Genomic DNA, 21,402 nt, shown 5'->3' with positions numbered 1-21,402 from the left:
TAAAAAAGGGAGACCTCTGTCTCCCCAAGATTAATTAACTTTGTATTGTGAAATATCATCAATTAACCTCGGAGCAAAGGTCGCAAATTTTCGCCTTACTCCAAAAGAAAACAGGGAGAAAAGAGATTGCCACAATCGTCGGCATCAGTCAGTCAACACTATCACGTGAAATCAAACGCAACAGCACGCCATCAGAAAAGTATATCTGGACAAAGGCGCACGATATGGCTATGCAGCGCAGAAAGAGAACGGTAAAGAACGCCAGGCTCTCTAACGAATTAGTCTGGAGAATTAAGGAATATATCACCAATGACCAGTGGTCTCCACGACAAATATCAGGTTATCTGCGCAAGAATGAGGGAATAAAGGTGTCCCACCAATCCATTTATAATATCATTCATAATGATACAACAGGGGAACTTGCCAAACACACAAGGCATAAGATGAAATACAGGCATCGTCCCAAGGGCAGGCATTTTCCAATTAAAGACAGGTTGAGTATCCATGAAAGAAGTAAGGAAGTTGACGGGAAGAGATTTGGAGATTTTGAGATGGACTTGATCGTAGACCCTGACCAGCATGCCATACTCACACTGGTAGAGAAATCCACCAATATGCTGCTTATGCAGAAACTGCCATTTGGGAAGCAGGCAAAGCCTCTGGCAAAGGTAGTTAGAAAACTGCTGCTACCATACAAGGACATTCTGAAGACCATTACAACAGACAACGGACCTGAATTTGCGGCACATAAGGATATTACCAAGTTCTTGGGCGTGCCCGTATACTTCGCTGATCCATATTGTTCTTGGCAAAAGGGAGCTATTGAGAATACAAATAAACTAATCAGACAATATATACCGAAAAAGGATTCGTTTGAACATTACACAGACAAGAGAATTATGTCGATACAAAAGAAATTGAACGAAAGACCGAGAGAAAAATTAAACTTTTCTACTCCAAAGTGTGAATTCTTCAAATACGTTTTATAATTTTGCACTTGCTGGTTGACTCTGCGCGCTTGAGAAGAACCGCTAGAATAATAATCAATTAACACTTGCAGCTTGAACGAATACGAAAATTCGCGCGGGGTTTTACGTTTTGTCATAATTTCTTACTTTTTTTATAGTCAGAATTGTGACAAGCTAAATCCGTATAAGACAAGATAATTCATTATTGCTGTCCGCGAAAACTTTTTTTGAGCATAAAATTAGGGTCGGATTCCTCGCATGGAATTCAGCCCTTTTGTTACCTTTGTTTTTTCTAACATAAATTCAAGTAACCATGAGCAAAGGTACACATTTTACCGGGCAAATGCAAGAAAAAGGTTGATTTATGTAGATTGATGGTAAGTGATTGAGAATGTGTGAGAAATACGGATTATTGCCGTGTACAGCTTTGATGGTGAAAGTGCAGAAAATGTGCATTTGTGCATAAGATACGTTACCAAATCGTTAGTCAAGTGTTTGTGGATAAAGCGAGGTAACGATAAGCAGTTTGTGCAAGGGAGACGATTTCTTCCATTATGATGTTTATGCGCTGAATCACAATGTTTTGCATAACTGAAAACACTTCAAAAACGGGTAACTTTGCCCACAAAAACAGAAGCGTATGCAAAAAGAAAAAATGAAGGTGTTGCTCTACCTCAAAAAGAGCGGTTTGGACAAGTCGGGGCAGGCTCCGATAATGGGACGGATAACCTATAATCGCACGATGGCTCAATTCAGCAGTAAGCTGTCGTGCAATCCCAAATTGTGGAATGTGCGAGAGAGCCGATTGAATGGCAAGAGCCGTGAAGCAGTGGCAACCAATGCAAAGTTGGAACAACTGCTTCTCTCTGTACAACGAGCGTACCAAACGCTTTGTGATAGAGGTATAGAGTTCTCTGCAAAAGACATCAAGGAGCAGTTCCAAGGCTCAATGCAGAACCGCACTACGTTCTTGCAACGCTACGACCAGATGGTAGAAGACGAGAAGCAATTGGTTGGCGTGGAGATTTCGGCACGTTGGCACTCGATGTATTACATGCTCCGAAAGCATCTGCAAGTCTTTATACAAGAGCGATACCATACCGGCGACATTACCTTTGGGCAACTAACCAAGGATTTCTTGGACGGCTTGCATGAATACAGCGTGGGAAAACATGGTCATTCACAGAGTTATTACCGCAAGATGGCATTGGCGGTCAAGAAAGTATGCCGTTTGGCTTTTCGCGAGGGTATCATAGACCGTCCTTTCTTTGACCTTGTCAAGATAGACAGAGGAGAGAGTAAACTGCCCAGAGCGTTGGATAGGGCTTCTTTTGATAGGATAAAGCAAGTCAGATTAGAAGAGGAGGAAACAGAAATGACACTTGCCCGTAACCTTTTCCTGTTCACCTGCTACACAGGCACAGCCTTTTGCGACATGACGAATCTGCGCAAGGAACATCTTGTGCAGGATGATGCAGGTGCTATGTGGCTTAAATTCAGAAGGCAAAAGACAAACACCCTTTGTCGGGTAAAACTTCTTCCCCAAGCCGTTGCTCTGCTTGATACATACCATTCGGATGAACGGGACACGCTTTTGCCGACTATCAGCTACGAGACCTATCGTTTCCTCCTGAAAGCCCTGCAGCTGAGAACAGGAATTGCCTTTCCCTTGACCGCACATATCGGACGACACACCTTTGCGACATTGATAACCTTGGAGAATGGAGTGCCGATTGAAACGGTGAGTAAAATGCTTGGACACAGCAAGATTGAGACCACCGAGCGTTATGCCCATGTAACACCGAAGAAAGTATTTGAGGAATTTGGTCGCTTTCTCTCTTTTACAGAAGATTTAACCCTTAGCCTTTGAGGATTATGCGCAGTACATTCAACATTTTATTCTACATCAATCGCAGTAAACTGAAAGCGGATGGCACAACGGCAATCCTTTGCCGCATTACGATAGACGGCTCAAAAGTCGTGATGTCCACAGGAGAATACACATTGCCCGGCAATTGGAGCGTAAAGCGACAGGAAACCAACGACAAGCAGCAGAACCAACGCTTGCATTCGTTTCGTGAGAAGATTGAGCAGGGGTATGATACGTTGCTCCTGCAATTTGGTGCGGTGAGTGCTGAGCTGCTTAAAAACCACTTGCAAGGTGTCGGAGCAAATCCGACCACTTTGCTTGCTCTTAGCCGAGAGGTATTATCGACAATTCAATCTACAAGAGTCTTAAGCACATACCAAAGTTGCTCTTGCTACCACAGGCAGCTGGAACTCTTTGTGAAAAGTAGAGGAAAAACAGACATTCCTCTTACGAGCCTTACGATGGAGTTCTTCGATGATTATCGTATCCATTTCAAGCGTAAAGGTTATGCCTTATCAACAACGAAACAAAATCTCTTTTGGTTAAGCCGATTGATGTATAGGGCTGTGAGCCAGCAAACCATTCGTTATAATCCTTTTGAAGAAGCCAAGTATGAGCGGGTGGAGCGAAAAATTCGCTGTCTGGGCAAGACGGATGTCGCCCGTCTGTTGGCTATGCCCTTTCAAACCGAACAGGCAGAATTTGTGCGGAGGATTTTTCTTTTCTCCGTATTCACAGGTTTGGCTTTTGCCGATGTGAGCAAGTTACGATACTGTGATGTTGAAACAAACAATGCAGGGATACGCTATATCCGTCAGTACAGGAAGAAGACAGCTGTAGAGAGCATCACGCCCCTGCACCCGATAGCCGAGCAAATACTCTCGCTCTATCCTCAGAAAGACAAGAAAGAGGATAGCCCCATCTTTGCAACTTATTTGAGTAGAATACAGATAGGTATGCACCTCAAGGCTGTTGGCTTGGCTTGTGGCATTCGCCAATCCCTTTCCTTTCATGTAGCCCGCCATACATTCGGTACGCTGACATTGGAAGCTGGCATACCAATTGAGAGTATTGGAAAGATGATGGGACATGCCTCTATTGCCAGCACGCAAATCTATGCGCAAATCACCGACCAAAAGATTTCAAGGGATATGGACAGGCTAATAAAAATTTCTGCACAACACGAATAAACTCACATCTGTCATTAGAGATTTATATTTAATAAATGAGAAAAGATTCTATAAACATAAATCTATCCCTAAAGGAAGACTAACGATATTTTAACTCCTTGTGCGTGTTCCTCGCTCGTTCGTGCCCTAAGCAAATAAATCTGAAATATTATATCTGTTGGCAGTAGGAGTTGTTTTCCTTTTCTGTTGTGAGATGTGATTGATGGCTTATCTCCCTGTGAATTCGGACGACAAAGAACAGTGTCATCAAAGTTGCAAAGATGTCGGCGACAGGCTGGGCATAAAGCACACCATTCAGTCCCCAATATGATGGAAGCAGTAATATGGCAGGGATAAAAAACAGACCTTGTCGTCCGATATTGAGCAGAAGGCTCTGCCTTGCTCTTCCGATTGCCATATATAGCGTGGAATACACAAATTGAAATCCAAAAGTGAAGAACATAATCGTATTGGCTCGAAGGGCTATCCTTGCAATTCCCTGCATAGTTTCGTCTTTGCCGAAACAACTGATGACAGGAGAGGTAAATCCCATTATGAGTATGCTCCAAAGCACACAAAACGAGGTTGTGAGTATCAGGGAACAGCGCACTGCTTCCTTTAATCGTTGGAAGTTGCCTGCTCCGTAGTTATAGCCAGTCATCGGTTGCAATCCTTTGACAAACCCGAAGACCACGTTTGTTCCCAATGTTACAATCTTCAGAACGATACCCACCGCTGCGACAGCCTCCGCTCCATATTTCACGGCTGCTCTCTGCAACAGACTGACGGAAAGGGTTTGGAGCAATTGCAGAAAGAGCATCGAGATGCCTATCTTGATGATGTCCGCATACATTCTCATTGTGGGAGCGAACAGGGTAAACGATACTTTCACCTCTGCTTTCGAGAAGAAGAAGCGAATATAAATGGCTGTCGTGGTAATTCTTGAAAGAATGGTTGCCCATGCCGCACCTTCCACGCCCCAATTGAAAGTGTAGATAAACAAGGGGTCTAATGCAACATTGACGATAGAGCCGATAATCATTGCCATTGCAGATGTTTTCGATGCACCTTGTGAAACAATGATGTTGGACATCGACACATTCAATGCACCTATGACACAACTGATGATGAAGAGTCTGCCGTATGTTTCTGCCAAGTGCATCATGCCCTCGTTTGCTCCCATAAACAGCAGGATGTCCGGCAGGAACGCATTGCACATAAAGGCAATGAGGGCAGCCAAAATCACAGAAGTAACCACTGAGACGGAAGCGACCTGACTTGCCTTGACAATCTGCTTTGCCCCCAACAGACGGGATACATACACTCCGCCGCCGACACCGAACATCAGCCCTATCCCGAGAAACAACAGCGACAGAGGAAAAACAACCGATACGGCGGCAACGGGAAGAGTTCCCAGACGTGCAACCCAGAAAGTGTCCACCACATTGTATATTGCCATAATCAGCATTGCGATGACAATAGGTATCCCCAACTTTGTCAGGGCTTTCATCATACTTCCTTCTTGTAGAATATTTACAGCGTTGTTCATCTTTATAATCCGTATCTTTTTAAGTGAATAAATTCCGCTGCAAAGGTACGGAGGGATACAGGCTGTCGCAATAGACGGACAACGGTGATAATAGCACTATTCGTGGTAATTCTTTCTGAAAAGCGTGGGAGAGACTCCTTCGACCTTAGTAAACAGTCGTGTAAAGTAGGAGTAATTGTCAAATCCCAGACTATGCGCTATCTCCTTGACGGAGGCTGTCGTATAGACCAACTTCCGCTTTGCCAACAAAATAATCTCGTCTTGAATATGACGGCTCACGCTTGTCCCCAGAACAGCATTTACCGCCTCATTCAGGTAGGCAACGGTAATGTTCAGCCGTCCGGCATAGAATGATGGCGAACGGTTAATTCGAATATTGTTTTCCAGCAAATCCCGAAATTCCCATACTATTTCCTTGTGTCTGGTCATAGTACTCTGAAATACGGATTGAGCTATCATTGTATTCGCAACGTTATCCACGACCAATCCCACGATGACGGTGGTCAGTCGCTGAACTATTGCTTTGGCAGATGGATTTTCCATACAACCCAATTTGCGGTCAAGAAGCGATAGTAATAGTTTCAGTTCCGATATGTCGGATAGTTGTCTTTGGGGACAACCATATCCCTCAAGCGTTCGTTTTTCCTCCTTATCCACCAGTACCGAGTCGATAATGAGAAATTTTGCAGAAAGATTGGAAGCATCAATGATGCGATGCACCTGTCCCGGACGGATGATAGCCAAACTTCCTTTCCCGAAAGCGTATTCCTTGAAATCAATATCCAGACGGCATTGCCCATCCTCTATGAATCCAAAGAAATAATAATCGTCAGTATGGGAGAAAGCGTATCTTTCCGAAGGTGCCGATGTCTGGGAGACGACACTCTTAAGATAGACTCCGAAATCTGAGAGCTGTGAACTTCTATGGATGGGTAATTGGGACATTTCTTGTACTTATTTTATTCTTGACAATACACTCTCAATGTCTATCCTGCCATTGTTGAAACTTGCTCATCACGAAAAAAGCAGAGAGTAAGCTAAGCACTGTTAGGATAATCCCAACAACTGACCATAAGAACATCTGCAAAGGAGATAGAATGGAAGTCTTTGCCAATTCAACAAAGGCATAGACACAATAAGGCAAAGTCAAGATTGTGGTAATGATAACAGGTATATATTTTCGGTATATTGCCCATTGAGCAAGATGTACTATAAGATGGAGGGAATACCCTGCAAATGCAGCAAACCACCATTGATAAGCATCCAACCATACGGCACAGAAAGAAATGAGGGAAATCAGAATGAACTCGTGGACAGTCCCAATAGCAAATGTGGCTGTGGAATAATCAAAATGTCCCCTGCGTGCAAGAAACTGCTCGAATTGAGGGAAACGCCTTTTCAATTCGTCCCTATTTCTGTCAAGCCAATGCCTAAACATGATAATCTCTTCGTATTCGTGAAGCATGAATACAACGGGGAGAAGTATCATTATCAATTTTAATTTCGTCATAATGGTTTCCAAAACTCTATGGTCATCTTTTTTTTAACACATTCCTTAAATCTCTGACATACCGAGCTTGCCGATATTTCAAATAAATCTTCACAAACGGAATCATAAACCATTTCTTAGGCTCAATGTGTTCTGTAAAGTCAATCGTAGCATTCTTTTCATTGCCACTGAAAACACCGACCCAATGTCCTTTCATATTGTCATTCTCCATGTCAAACTCCCATCGACAACAAGGCTCTTGTCTTGTTACCATGAAAGTTGTTTTATATCCATTCTTCGTTATTTCTACAAATTGCGTGTCTGATATGACCTCTATCTTTTCAACATCACTTCTCCACGAATAGTCTGTTAGTGATGTTACGACTTGCCAAACGCTCTGTAAATTGCACGGAAACGTGGCTTTTATGTTTGACATTACGACCATAAAGTTTAGTATTTCAGAAAAATAATTTTATCTCACAAATCCGTTTTTATAGAAATCATACCATGAAGCAATGTTTTCGGGAGTATTGGCTTCCAGCAATAGAAGCATCTCTCGAGTGAATTCCAAATGTCCGACACCGTTTGCCGTAACAATATTCTTGTCACTGACGGTTTGTGCTTCCACATAATTCTCTGCGTTAGTGTAACCGATTCCACCCCATTTCTTGAGTTGGTCGAGACCGTTACCCGTATGTTTTACATTGTTTAGAAAACCGTGCGAACATAGGAATGAAGCACCGTTGCATATCGCCCCGATGATTTTACCTTTATCCAAAGCCTCCTGTACCAAATGTACGACAAGTTCTGCTTCAGGCGAGTCCCAACAGTTGCCGCCGATAAGCACTAATGCGGCATAATCTTTCGGCATATTCTCAAAAGAATAATCGGGTAAAGTTCTAAAACCTCCGATAGAACGGACAGCGTCTTCTGTAGGGGCAATGGTATGCACTTCATACTTTATTTCACCGCCTGGTATCACGCCCACGTGAAGAGCCGTAGAGAGAAAAGCCCCCTCCCAATCCGTGTATTCATTCAATATGATAAATAATACTTTCTGTTTCATTGATATATCTTTTTTACTTTAATAACTTTGCTGCAAATTTGTAAGTGAACATAATTCGAGGATTGGATAAATCCCATTGCTCCACCTCTTGCCGTATCAATTCTGCGTGCTTCTTGCTTATATCCCTCAAAGCGTTTCCAACGGATTTTCTAAGATATTCGCTTTCGTGTGCCTTGTGCTTACTGATTAGGGCAATGGCAACCGATGGGTTCTCTTTGAAGAATGGGCGACTTGTCCAAATCCTCAATCCCTCCGTTACTGCACGGACAACATTCGGATTATCACTATTTATCCACTCTTCGATGAGTGACAAGGATGCTTCATATCCTCTGTGTTTGCAAATCTCATCAAAAGCCTTTGCAAGCATTTCCTGCACACGCCAATTTTCATCAGTGCTTACTTGTTCCTTTAAAAAACGAAGCGCATTATCATTCTCTACAGCTAAAAGTCCAAATAATGTAGTTGATAACATTCGGGCTTGATAGGCTTCGTGCTTGAACAAGTCAAGTGCCAATTCAAAACATTGCTTTTGGGGATACATTTTCATTATTTCTGTAGTTCCATCGTTGATATGCTTGAATCCATTTTCAATTCGCAGAATATGATTAAGAATATCATTTATTTTTTTCATTCCAATGTAGTTAAAAATGCAATAAACCTTATATGTGGTAGTAATACAAAAAATTAGGTGAGAAGATAAACAGGTGAATAGTAGAGGGGCGTAAAATTAACCTTATAATGTCACTAAAAGTCTATCTTAATAACTGAAAGTTCACCAGATGCAGATGTGTCCTTCTTTGATATTCTACATCCAAGTTTTGTATAAAATAACAGGGGGGACAAATATGGTTGCCCATTAGATTTAACATATCTATCGTTGTCAATAACCCAAGCACTGAGATGCTTTTCTTTTGAGATGAAATATTTCAGTATTATACGTCCAATTCCTTTTTTCTGAATAGCCGGAGATAGTATAATAGCAAACCAACGAAGACCATCTCTATCAAATGTAAAAGCCCATCCTTTGATTATATTGTACGACAAGTCCGTCAATAAATAGTGTGTGACATTCTCTAAACTATCTAAGTAATGATTAAAACTCTGCAATGAACTATGCGATATAATAATAGGATACTCATCATTCCATAAACGAAGAAGAACCTTTTTCTCTTCTGCGGATAATAGACTCTTCTGTAGTAATTCCAGATTAAATGCTTCTAAATTTATTTTCATATTATTGAGAAGATGTCTTTGATATTTAAACACATAATACGCTCAACTGCAAAGGTATTGTTTTTTATAGGCTCTACAAAGAAAACTCAAATATTTAATGCAAATTGAAAACGAGACTGTGTTATACAGAAGGAAAAAGAAAAACCTGCACCGTTATTGATGCAGGTTTCTGTTTACATAATTCTCTTGTAAAATCCGTTGCAGGTCGGACATACGATAGAGTATCTTTCCTGCAATCTGCGTGTATGGGAAAATGCCCTTGTCCCGATAATCCTGTAAGGTGCGGGGAGAAAGAAAGAGCCTTTTGCATACCTCTCGCCCTGTGAGATAGAGTTCGCCCTCAAATAAAGGACGGTGTATCTGTGCCGTTGTTCGCACACGCTTCGTTAGGTTTCTGATACCCGAGATGAGCTGTTTCATCTCGGGTGTTTCTTTGCTGATGGTTTCGTATTCCATAGTTCGTTCTATTTATGAGTGTCAGACTTGGCGAGGAGTTTCTCAACGTCCTCACGTTTGTAATAGCACTTATGCCCGATTTGAATGAAGGGCAACACGGAGGTGTCCCGATAATGTTGGAGAGTCCGCTTACTGATGTTTAGTATTCGGCATACATCCCCATTGTGCAGGAGCTCGGGCAGTTCGGCAGGTGGGGTAAAATGCTCATTGAAGCAGTCGGTCAGCTCCATGATGCTCTCTTTCAATTCCTCCCAAGCAGAGGTGTCAATAGCTGTAAATTTCATTTTTCGTTGTTGTTTTATTTGCGTAATTATTGATTTCTGACGCAAAAGTAAGCAGGAGTTTTCGGTTTTTGAAAGGGTTGGGATAAGCAGGGAAGAAGAGGGAAACGACAGGAAGTCCGCACACCATACATCCCCTGTTTTTCCTTTTCAAATCCTCCTGCACCGCCCGAAAATCCATTTGTTCCTTTCGGATAGTGCGAAACCTTGTGAAAGGTTGCAGACTGCACAGTTATCCATCGTGCAATCCGCACACTTATTTTGCCTGTTTCTCCCTGTTGTTGAGTGAAAAGGGGCTTTCCCATTGTGCAGTAGCAGAGAAATGCAATGCACCACAATGCAAGAACACCGTAACCTTTGGCTCTGTGAAAAAGGCTGTCTAACTTGGCTTTGGCAATCATAAGCGTGCCAAACATCAAAAACAAGTAACAGAAAGCAATCCGCACAATGAAAAAAGAAAACAGCGACAACACCTCAAAGAACATACAAATAGAGGAGTTCCTTTCGGAGCGATATGAGTTTCGGTACAACTCCGTATTGCATCGAGCAGAGTACCGTCCACGAGGAACGGACGATTACACAGCCATAGACCGCTACCGTATCAACACCCTCAAACGAGCATTGGACAAGGAAGCGAGCGTACAGACCTCGCCTGAGAATCTGTACAGCATCATCGAAAGCGATTTCTCCCCACGCATCAATCCTGTGCAGGCTTATTTCCACAGCTTACCGATAATGGAAGAAGCCAAGAAAGGAGCGATTACCGCACTTGCCAACTGCGTGAGCGTAGCCAATCCTGAGAAATGGAAAGAATATCTCACCAAGTGGCTCGTGGCAGTGGTCGCCAATGCAATGGACGACAGGCAATGTCGTAATCATACCTGCCTTGTACTGACAGGCGAGCAGGGAAGATTCAAAATCACGTTCCTTGACCTGCTCTGTCCTCCCCCTCTCTCCGATTACCGCTATACGGGGAAGATATACCCACAGGAGAAAGACGTGCTGAGTCTTATAGGTCAAAATCTCATCATCAACATTGACGACCAACTCAAAGCCCTCAACAAACGGGACGAGAACGAGCTGAAGAACCTTATCACCTGTCCGCAGGTGAAGTACCGTATGCCTTACGAGAAGCATATCGAGGAGCGACCTCACTTGGCAAGTTTTGTGGCTTCGGTCAATGGCAACGACTTCCTCACCGACCCGACAGGAAGCAGACACTTCCTCCCTTTTGAGGTGCTGGCGATAGAGATAGACAGAGCCAAGAGCATTCCGATGGATGCCGTGTATGGCGAAGCCAAGACCTTGTTGAATGAGGGGTTTCGTTATTGGTTTAATGATGAAGAGATTATTGAATTGCATAGAAACAGCGAAGCCTTCCAAGTCTATACGACCGAGATGGAGCTGTTGCTCCGCTATTTCACCTTTCCCACGGAAGCGGAGAAAGCCACCAAGCGTTTCTATATGACCAATTCGGAAATCGTGGGTTATCTCTCCTGCTATACCCGACAGTCCCTCTCCGCCAAGCGGATGGGTGAAGCCCTGCGAAAGGCAGGCTATGCGAGAGAATGCCGCAGGGTAAATGGCAATCCCGTATATGTGTATGCCGTCCGCAAGATTTACCCCGAGCAACCGCCATAGCACTCTGTTGTTATCCCTCTCCCTTGCAATTCTTCTTTCTCTTTTCTTTCCTTTCCTTTCCTATTCTCCTTACTACATTACTACAAAGGATGATAATACGGTGAAAGAGAAAGGATTGCAGGAGGTATTCATATTGCGACACAGCTTACTACCATCTTGCTACGCTTCTACGGCAGAATGAATGGCTATACGGTGTAGAAGGAATAAGTAGAAAGATAAAATGGAGGGAAATGTTACACTTTTCTCTTTCACTGTCAATCACTTATCAGAGTGTCGACGGGTAGTAAGATAAAAAGAGGAAACAGAACAAACAATGAAATAACGAACAATGAATATGAATAACCCAAACCCAACAAAAACAGCAATGAACAACGAATATTACGACTTACAAAGTATTAAGGGAATATCCATAGCGGATTACCTTCATGCTCGGGGCATACAGCCCGTCAAGCAATACGGAAGTTATGCCCTTTACAATGCACCCTATCGGGAAGACTATAACGCCAGCTTGAAAGTGGACCTTGCACGGAATCTCTGGTATGATTTCGGCTTGGGCAAAGGTGGCAGCATCATAGACCTTGTGATGTTGTTGCAAAGGTGCAATGCTCACGAAGCAATGAGCCATTTGGCAGGGAACGCTCTTTCCTTTCATCGTGCAACTCCTTCAAAGGAAGAAATATCAAAACAATCCCCAAGCACAAGGCGCATTCTAGGCATCAGTGAGGAACTGCCCCCACACCTGCAACGCTATTTGCAGGAGGAGCGCAAGATTGACTTTTTGCTTGCCAAGCACTATCTGCGTTCCGTGTGCTACGAGGTGGACGGAAGAACTTACACCGCCATAGGATTTCCCAATCGGACAGGAGGATATGAACTCAGGGACGACAGACATTTCAAAGGGACAATCGCTCCGAAAGATATTTCCGTTATCGGTTGTGTGGATGGGACAAAAGACATCGCACACAACATTTTTGAGGGCTTTATTGATTTTCTGTCCTTTTTCACGATGAAAGGAAAAGAAACCATCTCACCCTCCATCGTGCTGAACTCGGTCAGCAATCTTTCACGAGCTATAGCCTATCTTCACGAGAACGGCATTGACTCCGTTCGAGCTTTCCTTGACAACGACCAAGCAGGACGACAAGCCCTCCAGTCTTTACAATCGGCTGGTATCAAAGTAGAGGATATGAGCCGACATTATGGCAGATATAAAGACCTGAACGAGTATCACGTTTCTCACCAGAAAGTGATGGAACAAAAACAGAAGGAACCGCAATCGGTCGTCAAGCGTGGATTTCGCAGATAAGGCAAAAGAGTGCAATTAAAACCAAGTATCAACCGGGTATCCTTAGGGACTAAAAGAGAACAAGAGGCAGACAGATAGCTTTGTTTCAAGAGCAATGGCAGTTTTTCCAACTGCAAGTTTCCTAAAAAGAAACTTAGCAACAAAGCTTCTGTGCATTCAGAGAATGCAAACACCTCAAAGGGGAGTTTCGGATTGGGCGGAGCGGCATTTAGAAGAAATGCCATAGCTCATTAGGGCATTTTCTCCACGCTCCACTCCGTTACCGCTAAAAAAGCCCTTCTGAGCCAAGGGACTCCGCCCCTTTGGATACCCCTTAAAACAATATTCAACTTATGGGCTACGCAGTATTACATATAGACAAAGCTCGTGGCAACGACTCGGCAATGACCGCACACATCGAGCGTACATTCGTGCCAAGTAATGTCGATGCAACTCGCACACACCTCAACCGTGAGTTGGTGCAATTTCCTGCAAATGTCACCAACCGCACGGAAGCCATAGAACACCGCATCACCACAGCAAACATCTACCGTAAGGTGGCAGACAACCAAGTCAAGGCACTTCGCTTTATCCTCTCAGGGTCGCACGAGGATATGCTCAAACTTGAAAGCGAGGGTCGCTTAGGAGAATGGTGCGACAGCACAATGCAGTGGCTTTACTCCACCTTTGGAAAGGAAAATGTAGTGGCAGCCACACTACACGCAGATGAGGAAACTCCGCATATCCACGCAACGGTAGTACCCATCGTACAAGGAGAAAGACGTAAAGCCAAGACGGAAGCAGAGAATGGCAAGCGGAAGTACAAGACAAAGAAAGGCAAGATACGACTCTGTGCAGACGATGTGCTTACTCCGAAGAAATTAGAGGAGTACCAAACCAAATACGCAGAACAGATGAAGGCTTTCGGGCTGGAAAGAGGCATATACGGCTCGGAAGCCAAGCACCGCTCCAATATGGAATATTATAAGGAACTGCTCAAAGAAACGAAACAAAAACAACTTGAGGAGGAAGAACTAATCAAAAAAGTCAAGGAGTTGGAAAAGCAGGCAGGGAAACTTCGAGTAAAGGGAACGCTCTACTCGCTCTTTGGGTACTCCGAACTTGACAAAGCAGAAAAACGTGTCGGAGAGTTGGAAAGGGAGATGGAGCAACAGAAGTTTCTTTCTGAAAAGGAGAAAGCCGAAATCCGTAAGAAGGTCATACTCCTGCAAGATACCGTCAAAGGTAAAGACAGAACCATAGCTGAACAGCAAAAGGAAATCAAGGTGTACGAGGAGGAGCGGAGTTTTATCAAGCGATTTTTTCATAGCTTCTACCTCTTGCTTAATATTCGTTTGATGCTCCGCAAGATGGGCTTTGATGATGATACCGTGGTGAAGATGCACCAAAAGCAGGTAGCTGTACGTGGTACTGCTGATGTATATTCAGGAATGTACAAACGTAACTTCACGGAGGAAAATGCGGAGCTACGCATCACGACCAACGAGAAGCGTCAACCAATCCTTACCATCAATGGTCTATCTGTTCCTGGTTGGTGCGAGCAGAAGTGGCAACAACTCATTCATCGTAACCGTTCACAACGACTGTAATCGCCTTTTTCTTTCGCTGACAAGAAGAAAAACACGAAAGAACGCTCACTTTTCCACACAAAGTGTTACTTTTGCAACTGAAATAGTGAGTGTTCTATACGACCTACATCTAATCGCAGAACCTTGTAATCTGGCCATCTAGTCCGAAATCATATTTTTAGGGGGAGCAAACTATTTTTGCCTTACTGGGTGGTCAATAATTCTCGCCCTGACGAGTTTATTTTCTTGACTTTTTCATAAGGTATTGGGAGGAATATAAAGTTCTACAACTTTAAACTACCCTGCAAAAGTATTAAAAATAATTGGTAGCATATAATATGGGTAGTAGCAACTACATAGCAACAGCAAATAACTATGTTATAGAAAGAAAAAAAGTAGGTTTGTAACAGTAAAACAAACACCAACCTGTTGTCTAAAATGGGGAGGATACTAAAGGAATAAATTAATATGTCACAAAAGGGAAGCGTATTTCAAAAAGGAGGAGGTGGGACAAACTTTGAACAACTCGTTCAAACGGCGTTTCTTACAACTCTTATCATTCATGGTAATGCTCCATGTCTTGATTCTGGTGAATTATCGGAGGTTGCACTACAAGTAACTAACAGAGGCTATGAAACTGATGATTTTATGGTTACGGCAAAATCAGCAAGTGGTGAACATCGTATATTGATTCAGGTAAAACACGATATATCATTTACTGTTGATAATGAAATATTCAAAGAGGTAATTAATGCTTTTTGGAAAGACTATAATAATACTTCAGTTTTTGACAAATCAAAAGATAAACTTATTATTATAAAGAATGGTTTAACTAAAGATGAAAGAAATCATCTTAAATCGCTTTTTAATTGGGCAAAAAATCACGCAACAGAAGCAGATTTTATTACCGAAGTAAACAGGATAAAAGGAAAGAAAGACCGATTAGATGTTTTTCGTGAGGTGCTAAAAGAAGCAAATAAAAATACATATTTGACAGATAAAGAACTTTGGGAGTTTTTGAAATGTGTTGATGTTTTGGAATATGATTTCCTAAACGAAGGGAGTATTGATAAAACATATTTTCTCAATCTGATTAAACTCAGTAAAAACAAAAATTCGGCAACAACCGAAAAGGATATTTGGGACAGTATTTTTGCTTATGTTGCTACGCTTAATCCAAATGGTGGAAGTGTGACACTTGAAAGTATTAAAGATAAAGATTTCTTTCAGCATTTTGATAACACACATTTAACTCCATACTTCAAAGCCGTTGAAAAACTTAAATCAGACAGCAATGAGATCTTACGACCAATAAAAACTTATATTGGAAAAGGAGAAAACGAATTTCATTTACAACGATCAGAATTAAGAGAAAAAATTTTAGTTGGTCTAAGTAATTCCCAACTAACGATTGTGACAGGAAAACCTGGAGTTGGGAAATCAGCTGAAATCAAAGAGATCCTTGAAAAAGATTATCCTAATGCAAGTGTGTTTGTTTTCAGAGCAGACCAATTCAATGAATCTACGCTCGCCAATGTTTTCTCAAGTCAAGGGGTAAATGAAACAATACAAAATATTTTCTCATGTATCTCCCTTATTCCTGAAAAAATTATTTTCGTTGATAGCTTGGAAAAGCTATTGGAAGCAGACCCCGAATGTGCTTTTAAACAGTTATTAGCGTTACTTAAAGAGCACCCAGAAATTAAATTAATTGCTTCGTCACGGAAATATGCGATTGATTTAATTACATTAAAATTTGGTATTGATAAAGACAATATATGTATAATTGACATTCCAACGCTTAATGAAGAAGAATTAAAACTTGTAGCTGAAAAGTTTCCGCAGTTAAATAGTGTTCTAAAAAACGACAAAGTCAAAAAGTTGTTGCAAAGTCCGAAATATTTGGACTTCTCAATCTTAGCAATTAGTAAAACAAACGATGATTATGCTAATGTTTCGCAGACAGAGTTTAAAGACAAGTTATGGAATTCATTAGTTGTAGATTCAACCAATACAAAAAATGGACTTCCACTTAAACGTGAAGAAGCCTTTAAAGAAATTGCAGTAAAGAGAGCAAAGGAAATGAAACTCTTTACTAAACCTGATAAGTCTGATGCAGAGGCTATAGCTTGTTTAGAAAATGATGAAATTGTATTTCAAGAAAACAACAACAGAAAGTATTCTCCCACTCACGATATATTAGAAGATTGGGCATTAGTAAAATATGTTTCTTCAAAGTTTGAAGACTTTCCAAATCCAAAAGATTTTTTCAACAATTTAGGAAACGAGCCGGCTATTAGACGAGCATTTCGTCTTTGGGTGGAAGACTATTTAATTGACAACAATGGTAAAATAAATGAACTGATCAAGGTAACAATTGCTGACCAAACTATTGAGAAATATTGGGCAGATGAATTGTTGGTAGCTGTATTTAAGTCAGAAAACAGTAATTCATTTTTTACTTCTTTTGAAAAAGAACTTCTTGAAGACAACTCTGTTTTCTTCAATAGATGTTTGCATATCATAAAAACTTGCTGCAAAGAAAACGACCAAAAAACGAACAACAGCAATTTGCTTTTGCCGATTGGTTCGGGTTGGAAAGAAGCATTGTTTTTTATTCAAAAGAACAATACTCAATTAGAATCAATAAAACTTACAATACTCAATTTTCTCACTAATTGGTATTACCGATTACTTTTTCAATACAAAAAAATTGAAAACGCAGAATTAGAGGCGGCAAAATCTATTGTCCTAACCTATTTGAAAGAAGTTGAAGAAGAAAAAGAATTTTGGCAAGATGAAAATGTCAAAGGTAAATCATCAAACTTGATTTCAATTTTATTTGACTTGGCTTCAATTTCAAAGGAAGAAATTAAACAACTTATTGCAAGAGCATTTACCAAGAAAGAAAATCGGGAATCTTGGAGATTAAATTCTTTTTACGAAAATGTAATTGAAAGTTGTCTTTCAGGTATAGGAAACCAGCGTTTGATAAAAGAATTGCCTGAATTGATTATTGAAACAGCTTGGAAAAATTGGAAATATATACCACCAAAAGAATCTTATTATCCAAATGAAATTAGATTTATATCAAGACACTCTTTGCGTGATGAGGAATGTTGGGGAATAAGAGATAGACATTCCTTTTTCCCTTCGGGAATTTACAAAACGCCTTTTTACAATTTATTGTGGATTCACCCAATCGTTGGTTTGAAGTTCATCATTGATTTTATCAATTATTCGGTTGAATTTTATGTAAACGCTACTTGTGAATATAAGCATAAAATTTCTCAAATTGAAATAGAACAGAATGACGGAACAAAAACAAAACTATATGCGGCGTGGGAATTATGGGCGGCTTACAGAGGTTTAAGCGTTACAAACTACGCGTTGGAATCATTGCTAATGAGCCTTGAGAAGTTTTTATTAGAAACGGCTAAAAGAAAGACAGATGTTAGTAGAGAGAACTTGAAGTTTATATTTGATTATGTTCTTAAAAACAGCAATAATGTTGCTCCATTAGCAGTTTTAACGAGTGTTGCTATTGCTTATCCCAGAGAAGTTGAAGAAGCGATGTTGCCTTTATTGTCTGTCAAGGAATTTTATGAGTGGGATTTAAGTCGAGCACTTGAAGAATACTCTTCGTTTGCCACAATGGATTATGATATTTCATTTGCACAAAAAGAGCGTTTGGAATCAAATCAACTTCCACATAGAAAAAAATATCAAAGAGGGCTTCGAGATTTTATTTTAGACTACCAATTTAATGTTAGAAAATTAAATAAAGAAATTCACCAAATAATTGACAAACTAAAAGCACGAAATGATGGTAAAGATGTTATATGGAAAAAGAATTTAATTGAAATGGATATCAGAAACCATAAAGTTGGAGAATATGATGAAAAACTTGGTGGTTTTCCTATTCAACCTGAATACGATGATGAAGTTGTAAAGTTTATTGAATCCAATAAAGAAAGTTTTGAAGCAGATACAAAGTCTTTGAATATTTCAGGACAACTTTCAAAAACTTACGAAAAGAAAGAAATTATTGATTTTTCATTTTGGTTATCTTGCTATGAACAATATTCTTCATCAAGATCCTTAAATATTCTTTATGACAGACCAATCACGTTAGCTGTATTAGGACTGAGAGATTTTGCAACAAACATAAATGAAGAGCAAAAAACAAAGTGTATAAAAATAATTACTGATGCAACAACTTCTATTCTTCAAGATACATTTAGCAGAGATTATAGCCTTAATATGAGTGTCAGCATAATGGAAAAAGAAATTGCTTTATCTTCTTTCCATTTACTTTTGCAAAATGTTGATAACGAAGAAGATAAAAACGGCATAATAGCTACAATGATTTATATGCTATTCGCACCGTTCCACGACCACGAATTTGACAAAATCATACGATACTTTAGAGAAGTATTTTTCAAACAATTTCCTAATGAAGCAAAAAGAGTTTGGCTTGGTCTCATTATGTATTCTAATTTCAAAAAAGCAAATCCTAATTTCTATGGAAATCAAGATGAAAAAAGTTTAAAAAAGGAAAATGATTTTGTTCAGGAAATTGCATCTAACAAAAACTTAAAATTAGACCTTGCAGAAATAAGTTTAGAAAAATCAGAAGGTTATTTATTGGCAAGAGCTTTTGTAATTACGCCATATGACACAGCAGATAAAGATTTTACACATTTCATAAACCACATATTACCGATAGTTATTGGCGACTTAACTAAAGAAGAAGATTTTTCATATAACAGAGGAAGAGAATCTCGACAATTTCATCACGAATCAATTTCAGATATTGAACAATATCTTGCCAATTTATTTTTGGGCGCAAATTTTGATTTTTCAAAATCTGTTTTAACTACATTGGTCAATTCACTGTCAAAAAATACGCAAAGACAAAGATTTGGAAGAGACGATTTGCTCCAATTTGTGAATACTACTTTGGATTATTTTGTATTGAAATTATATGACAATGGAAATTCAAAAATTGACCAAACAAAATACTCACAGCAACAGACCAACTTTTGGAATCTATGGGAAGTTCTGTTTGATTTAATCCCAAGTGATGGAACACACCCGCTAATTCAAAAACTTTTGTTGGACATTAGATATTTGCTATGGGATTATCAAGATAATCCGAATGAAAGTGATTGGAGTGTTTTAAATGGGAAAAAAGATTTTTATAAAAAAGTGTTTCTTGAAAAAGGGAAAAACAATGCTTCATCAGTAATAAACGTGTTTTCTACAATTGGAGGAAAAGAATTTTTGCCCGAAGGAATAAGTTGGCTGTCAAACCTTTTCAAATCAAATAACATCGCCTCTTTGTCATTGACATCTGTGTCATCGGAGAGAATGATAAAGCGACTTTTCTATAATCATATTTCAAAAATCAAAAACGACAAAACTCTAATAGATGACTATGTTTGGATTTTAAACCGGATGGTTGATTTGGGTTCGTCAGAAGCATATTTATTTAGAGAAAATGTAATTACGTATAAAAGCATTAAGTAAACTGCGAGTAGAAGGAACATTCTACTCGTTCTTAGGAAACGCTGAACTTGAGCGTATTACGGAATTAGAGAAAGAAGGTAGGACAACAACGCCCCTCAAAGAGAAGGAGAAAAACGAAATCCGTAGGAAGGTGATTCTCTTATAGGATACCATCAAGGGAAAAGACAAAACAATCTCAGAACAACAACGAGAAATCAAGATCTATGAAGAGGAGCTAAGTTTTATCCAGAGATTCTTTAATAGCTTCTACCTCTTTTGTGCAATATTTGTTTGATACTCCGCAAGATGGCTTCTATGATGGCACCATAGTAAAGATGCACCAAAAGCAGGTGGCGATACGAGTACGGCAACAGCTCATTCATCGTAACCGCTCACAACGACTATAATCGCATTTTTCTTTCACTGACAAGAAGAAAAACATGAAAAAACGCTCACTTTTCCTCGAAAAGGGTTATCTTTGTAAGTGAAATAGTGAGCGTTCTTTGGCTATTCAAAATATTGTGTATCAGTACACTTCGCTCATTTCTAAATCGTTACCTATACGACCTGTGTTTTATCGCAGAGCCTTGTAATTTAAGCATTTAGACCGAAATCATATTTTTTTACCGGACAGCAATAAATGTTATTAGCGAATTATTGTTGTCCGGTAAAATGAATATCTCTGCCCATGGTTATATTTTTTTATTACTGTCCGCTAAACATAGAAATCCTCATTCCAACTCATTGAGACACAATAGTTCGGATGACAGCATGTTAGTGACAAGCCCCCTTATTCATTTTCTGTTACCTCGGGTGGCGATTCAGCCGCTGCTTCAAGCATGAGTTTCATGTCGGCATCCGGCATGTTGAAGAAATTATTCATGTTGAGGTATTCCATAAGTACAATGCGCACCATAGTAGCCAGCCCTGAGAAACTCCACCGCCTCTGCAATGAGCTTTGCAGCAGTGACAGTAATAGATTGGCAATGAGTGTAACCCAAATCTGTATCTTGATGGCGTTGGCACTCTCCCCATAGAAGTATCTAAGCGGGAAGTTCTGTTTTATCTGCTTGAAAAGAGTCTCTATCTGCCACCTCCTGCGGTAGATGGCTACGATAGTCTCCATGGACATGTCAAAGTCGTTGGTAAGCAAGGACACCAACTTTGGCATCTTTCCTTTCTTGATATCCACATAGGTGATGATACGCGCTATATGGTTGATACCGCCCTTCCTGAACACCACCACCTGCTCACGATATTCCATCAGCCCATCCTCGTTCATATCCATGCAGTCT

Annotated in this window: 17 protein-coding genes; 7 read left to right on the top strand and 10 right to left on the bottom strand. The window is 40.4% G+C overall.

Features of this window, described 5'->3' with window-relative positions; translation table 11 throughout:
- Positions 1–47 precede the first annotated feature (47 nt).
- The 3 genes from E0E16_RS09380 to E0E16_RS09365 all read left to right on the top strand — a co-directional run bounded on the left by E0E16_RS09380 (position 48) and on the right by E0E16_RS09365 (position 4,028).
- Positions 48–989 carry an IS30 family transposase gene (locus tag E0E16_RS09380; RefSeq protein WP_130828374.1) on the top strand — a complete coding sequence of 314 codons (942 nt, stop codon included), beginning with the start codon at positions 48–50 and terminating at the stop codon, positions 987–989.
- Positions 990–1,608: 619 nt separating this feature from the next.
- Entirely contained in the window at positions 1,609–2,838 is a 1,230-nt protein-coding gene (locus tag E0E16_RS09370; RefSeq protein ID WP_130830093.1) for a site-specific integrase, read from the top strand.
- 5 nt (positions 2,839–2,843) lie between these two features.
- The gene (locus E0E16_RS09365; protein ID WP_130830092.1) at positions 2,844–4,028 is read left to right on the top strand and encodes a site-specific integrase; all 1,185 of its coding nucleotides are present in this window, start codon (positions 2,844–2,846) and stop codon (positions 4,026–4,028) included.
- Positions 4,029–4,176: 148 nt separating this feature from the next.
- Here the strand turns inward: E0E16_RS09365 and E0E16_RS09360 are convergent, their stop codons facing one another.
- From E0E16_RS09360 to E0E16_RS09320, 9 genes are all read right to left on the bottom strand, one after another.
- Entirely contained in the window at positions 4,177–5,556 is a 1,380-nt protein-coding gene (locus E0E16_RS09360) for an MATE family efflux transporter (RefSeq protein WP_130830091.1), read from the bottom strand.
- Positions 5,557–5,652: 96 nt separating this feature from the next.
- On the bottom strand, positions 5,653–6,501 hold the full coding sequence (locus tag E0E16_RS09355; protein ID WP_130830090.1) for an AraC family transcriptional regulator: 849 nt from the start codon (positions 6,499–6,501) through the stop codon (positions 5,653–5,655).
- 34 nt (positions 6,502–6,535) lie between these two features.
- A complete protein-coding gene (locus E0E16_RS09350; protein ID WP_130830089.1) occupies positions 6,536–7,066 on the bottom strand; it encodes an HXXEE domain-containing protein in 531 nt (176 codons plus the stop codon).
- A 22-nt stretch (positions 7,067–7,088) separates the two neighbouring features.
- Entirely contained in the window at positions 7,089–7,490 is a 402-nt protein-coding gene (locus tag E0E16_RS09345; RefSeq protein WP_130830088.1) for an SRPBCC family protein, read from the bottom strand.
- 27 nt (positions 7,491–7,517) lie between these two features.
- Complete coding sequence (locus tag E0E16_RS09340; RefSeq protein ID WP_130830087.1) at positions 7,518–8,111, bottom strand: type 1 glutamine amidotransferase family protein; 594 nt, start codon at positions 8,109–8,111, stop codon at positions 7,518–7,520.
- A gap of 13 nt (positions 8,112–8,124) precedes the next feature.
- The gene (locus E0E16_RS09335) at positions 8,125–8,742 is read right to left on the bottom strand and encodes a DNA alkylation repair protein (RefSeq protein WP_130830086.1); all 618 of its coding nucleotides are present in this window, start codon (positions 8,740–8,742) and stop codon (positions 8,125–8,127) included.
- 113 nt (positions 8,743–8,855) lie between these two features.
- Positions 8,856–9,344: an N-acetyltransferase gene (locus E0E16_RS09330; RefSeq protein WP_130830085.1), complete on the bottom strand. Its 489-nt coding sequence runs from the start codon at positions 9,342–9,344 to the stop codon at positions 8,856–8,858.
- Positions 9,345–9,497: 153 nt separating this feature from the next.
- On the bottom strand, positions 9,498–9,800 hold the full coding sequence (locus E0E16_RS09325) for a helix-turn-helix domain-containing protein (RefSeq protein ID WP_066260776.1): 303 nt from the start codon (positions 9,798–9,800) through the stop codon (positions 9,498–9,500).
- 8 nt (positions 9,801–9,808) lie between these two features.
- Entirely contained in the window at positions 9,809–10,084 is a 276-nt protein-coding gene (locus E0E16_RS09320) for a helix-turn-helix domain-containing protein (protein WP_130830084.1), read from the bottom strand.
- Positions 10,085–10,528: 444 nt separating this feature from the next.
- On the opposite strand from E0E16_RS09320, the gene E0E16_RS09315 reads away from it, so the two are divergent.
- From E0E16_RS09315 to E0E16_RS09300, 4 genes are all read left to right on the top strand, one after another.
- The gene (locus E0E16_RS09315) at positions 10,529–11,722 is read left to right on the top strand and encodes a VapE domain-containing protein (protein WP_130830083.1); all 1,194 of its coding nucleotides are present in this window, start codon (positions 10,529–10,531) and stop codon (positions 11,720–11,722) included.
- A gap of 364 nt (positions 11,723–12,086) precedes the next feature.
- Positions 12,087–13,028, top strand: coding sequence for a DUF8464 domain-containing protein (locus E0E16_RS09310; RefSeq protein WP_130830629.1), 942 nt, complete (start codon positions 12,087–12,089; stop codon positions 13,026–13,028).
- A gap of 332 nt (positions 13,029–13,360) precedes the next feature.
- The gene (gene mobV / locus E0E16_RS09305; RefSeq protein WP_130830082.1) at positions 13,361–14,617 is read left to right on the top strand and encodes a MobV family relaxase; all 1,257 of its coding nucleotides are present in this window, start codon (positions 13,361–13,363) and stop codon (positions 14,615–14,617) included.
- Between the two features lie 447 nt (positions 14,618–15,064).
- Positions 15,065–20,128, top strand: a complete 5,064-nt coding sequence (locus E0E16_RS09300) for a hypothetical protein (RefSeq protein ID WP_130830081.1) — start codon at positions 15,065–15,067, stop codon at positions 20,126–20,128.
- 769 nt (positions 20,129–20,897) lie between these two features.
- Here the strand turns inward: E0E16_RS09300 and E0E16_RS09295 are convergent.
- A partial coding sequence (locus E0E16_RS09295) for a transposase (RefSeq protein ID WP_130829736.1) occupies positions 20,898–21,402 on the bottom strand: 505 nt, incomplete at its 5' end.

The organism is Prevotella rectalis, assembly GCF_900607215.1.
In the GTDB taxonomy this organism is placed as follows: domain Bacteria; phylum Bacteroidota; class Bacteroidia; order Bacteroidales; family Bacteroidaceae; genus Prevotella; species Prevotella brunnea.
Note: the sequence above shows the minus strand (reverse complement) of the source record. Positions and strands in the feature narration are given on the sequence as shown.

What these genes read in the sequence shown, in the direction of transcription:
- E0E16_RS09325 (WP_066260776.1), bottom strand. Translation starts at nt 9,800, where the DNA reads ATGGAATACGAAACCATCAGCAAAGAAACACCCGAGATGAAACAGCTC.
- E0E16_RS09300 (WP_130830081.1), top strand. Translation starts at nt 15,065, where the DNA reads ATGTCACAAAAGGGAAGCGTATTTCAAAAAGGAGGAGGTGGGACAAAC.
- E0E16_RS09320 (WP_130830084.1), bottom strand. Translation starts at nt 10,084, where the DNA reads ATGAAATTTACAGCTATTGACACCTCTGCTTGGGAGGAATTGAAAGAG.
- E0E16_RS09310 (WP_130830629.1), top strand. Translation starts at nt 12,087, where the DNA reads ATGAACAACGAATATTACGACTTACAAAGTATTAAGGGAATATCCATA.
- E0E16_RS09330 (WP_130830085.1), bottom strand. Translation starts at nt 9,344, where the DNA reads ATGAAAATAAATTTAGAAGCATTTAATCTGGAATTACTACAGAAGAGT.
- mobV (WP_130830082.1), top strand. Translation starts at nt 13,361, where the DNA reads ATGGGCTACGCAGTATTACATATAGACAAAGCTCGTGGCAACGACTCG.
- E0E16_RS09355 (WP_130830090.1), bottom strand. Translation starts at nt 6,501, where the DNA reads ATGTCCCAATTACCCATCCATAGAAGTTCACAGCTCTCAGATTTCGGA.
- E0E16_RS09345 (WP_130830088.1), bottom strand. Translation starts at nt 7,490, where the DNA reads ATGGTCGTAATGTCAAACATAAAAGCCACGTTTCCGTGCAATTTACAG.
- E0E16_RS09370 (WP_130830093.1), top strand. Translation starts at nt 1,609, where the DNA reads ATGCAAAAAGAAAAAATGAAGGTGTTGCTCTACCTCAAAAAGAGCGGT.
- E0E16_RS09365 (WP_130830092.1), top strand. Translation starts at nt 2,844, where the DNA reads ATGCGCAGTACATTCAACATTTTATTCTACATCAATCGCAGTAAACTG.
- E0E16_RS09335 (WP_130830086.1), bottom strand. Translation starts at nt 8,742, where the DNA reads ATGAAAAAAATAAATGATATTCTTAATCATATTCTGCGAATTGAAAAT.
- E0E16_RS09315 (WP_130830083.1), top strand. Translation starts at nt 10,529, where the DNA reads ATGAAAAAAGAAAACAGCGACAACACCTCAAAGAACATACAAATAGAG.
- E0E16_RS09340 (WP_130830087.1), bottom strand. Translation starts at nt 8,111, where the DNA reads ATGAAACAGAAAGTATTATTTATCATATTGAATGAATACACGGATTGG.
- E0E16_RS09350 (WP_130830089.1), bottom strand. Translation starts at nt 7,066, where the DNA reads ATGACGAAATTAAAATTGATAATGATACTTCTCCCCGTTGTATTCATG.
- E0E16_RS09360 (WP_130830091.1), bottom strand. Translation starts at nt 5,556, where the DNA reads ATGAACAACGCTGTAAATATTCTACAAGAAGGAAGTATGATGAAAGCC.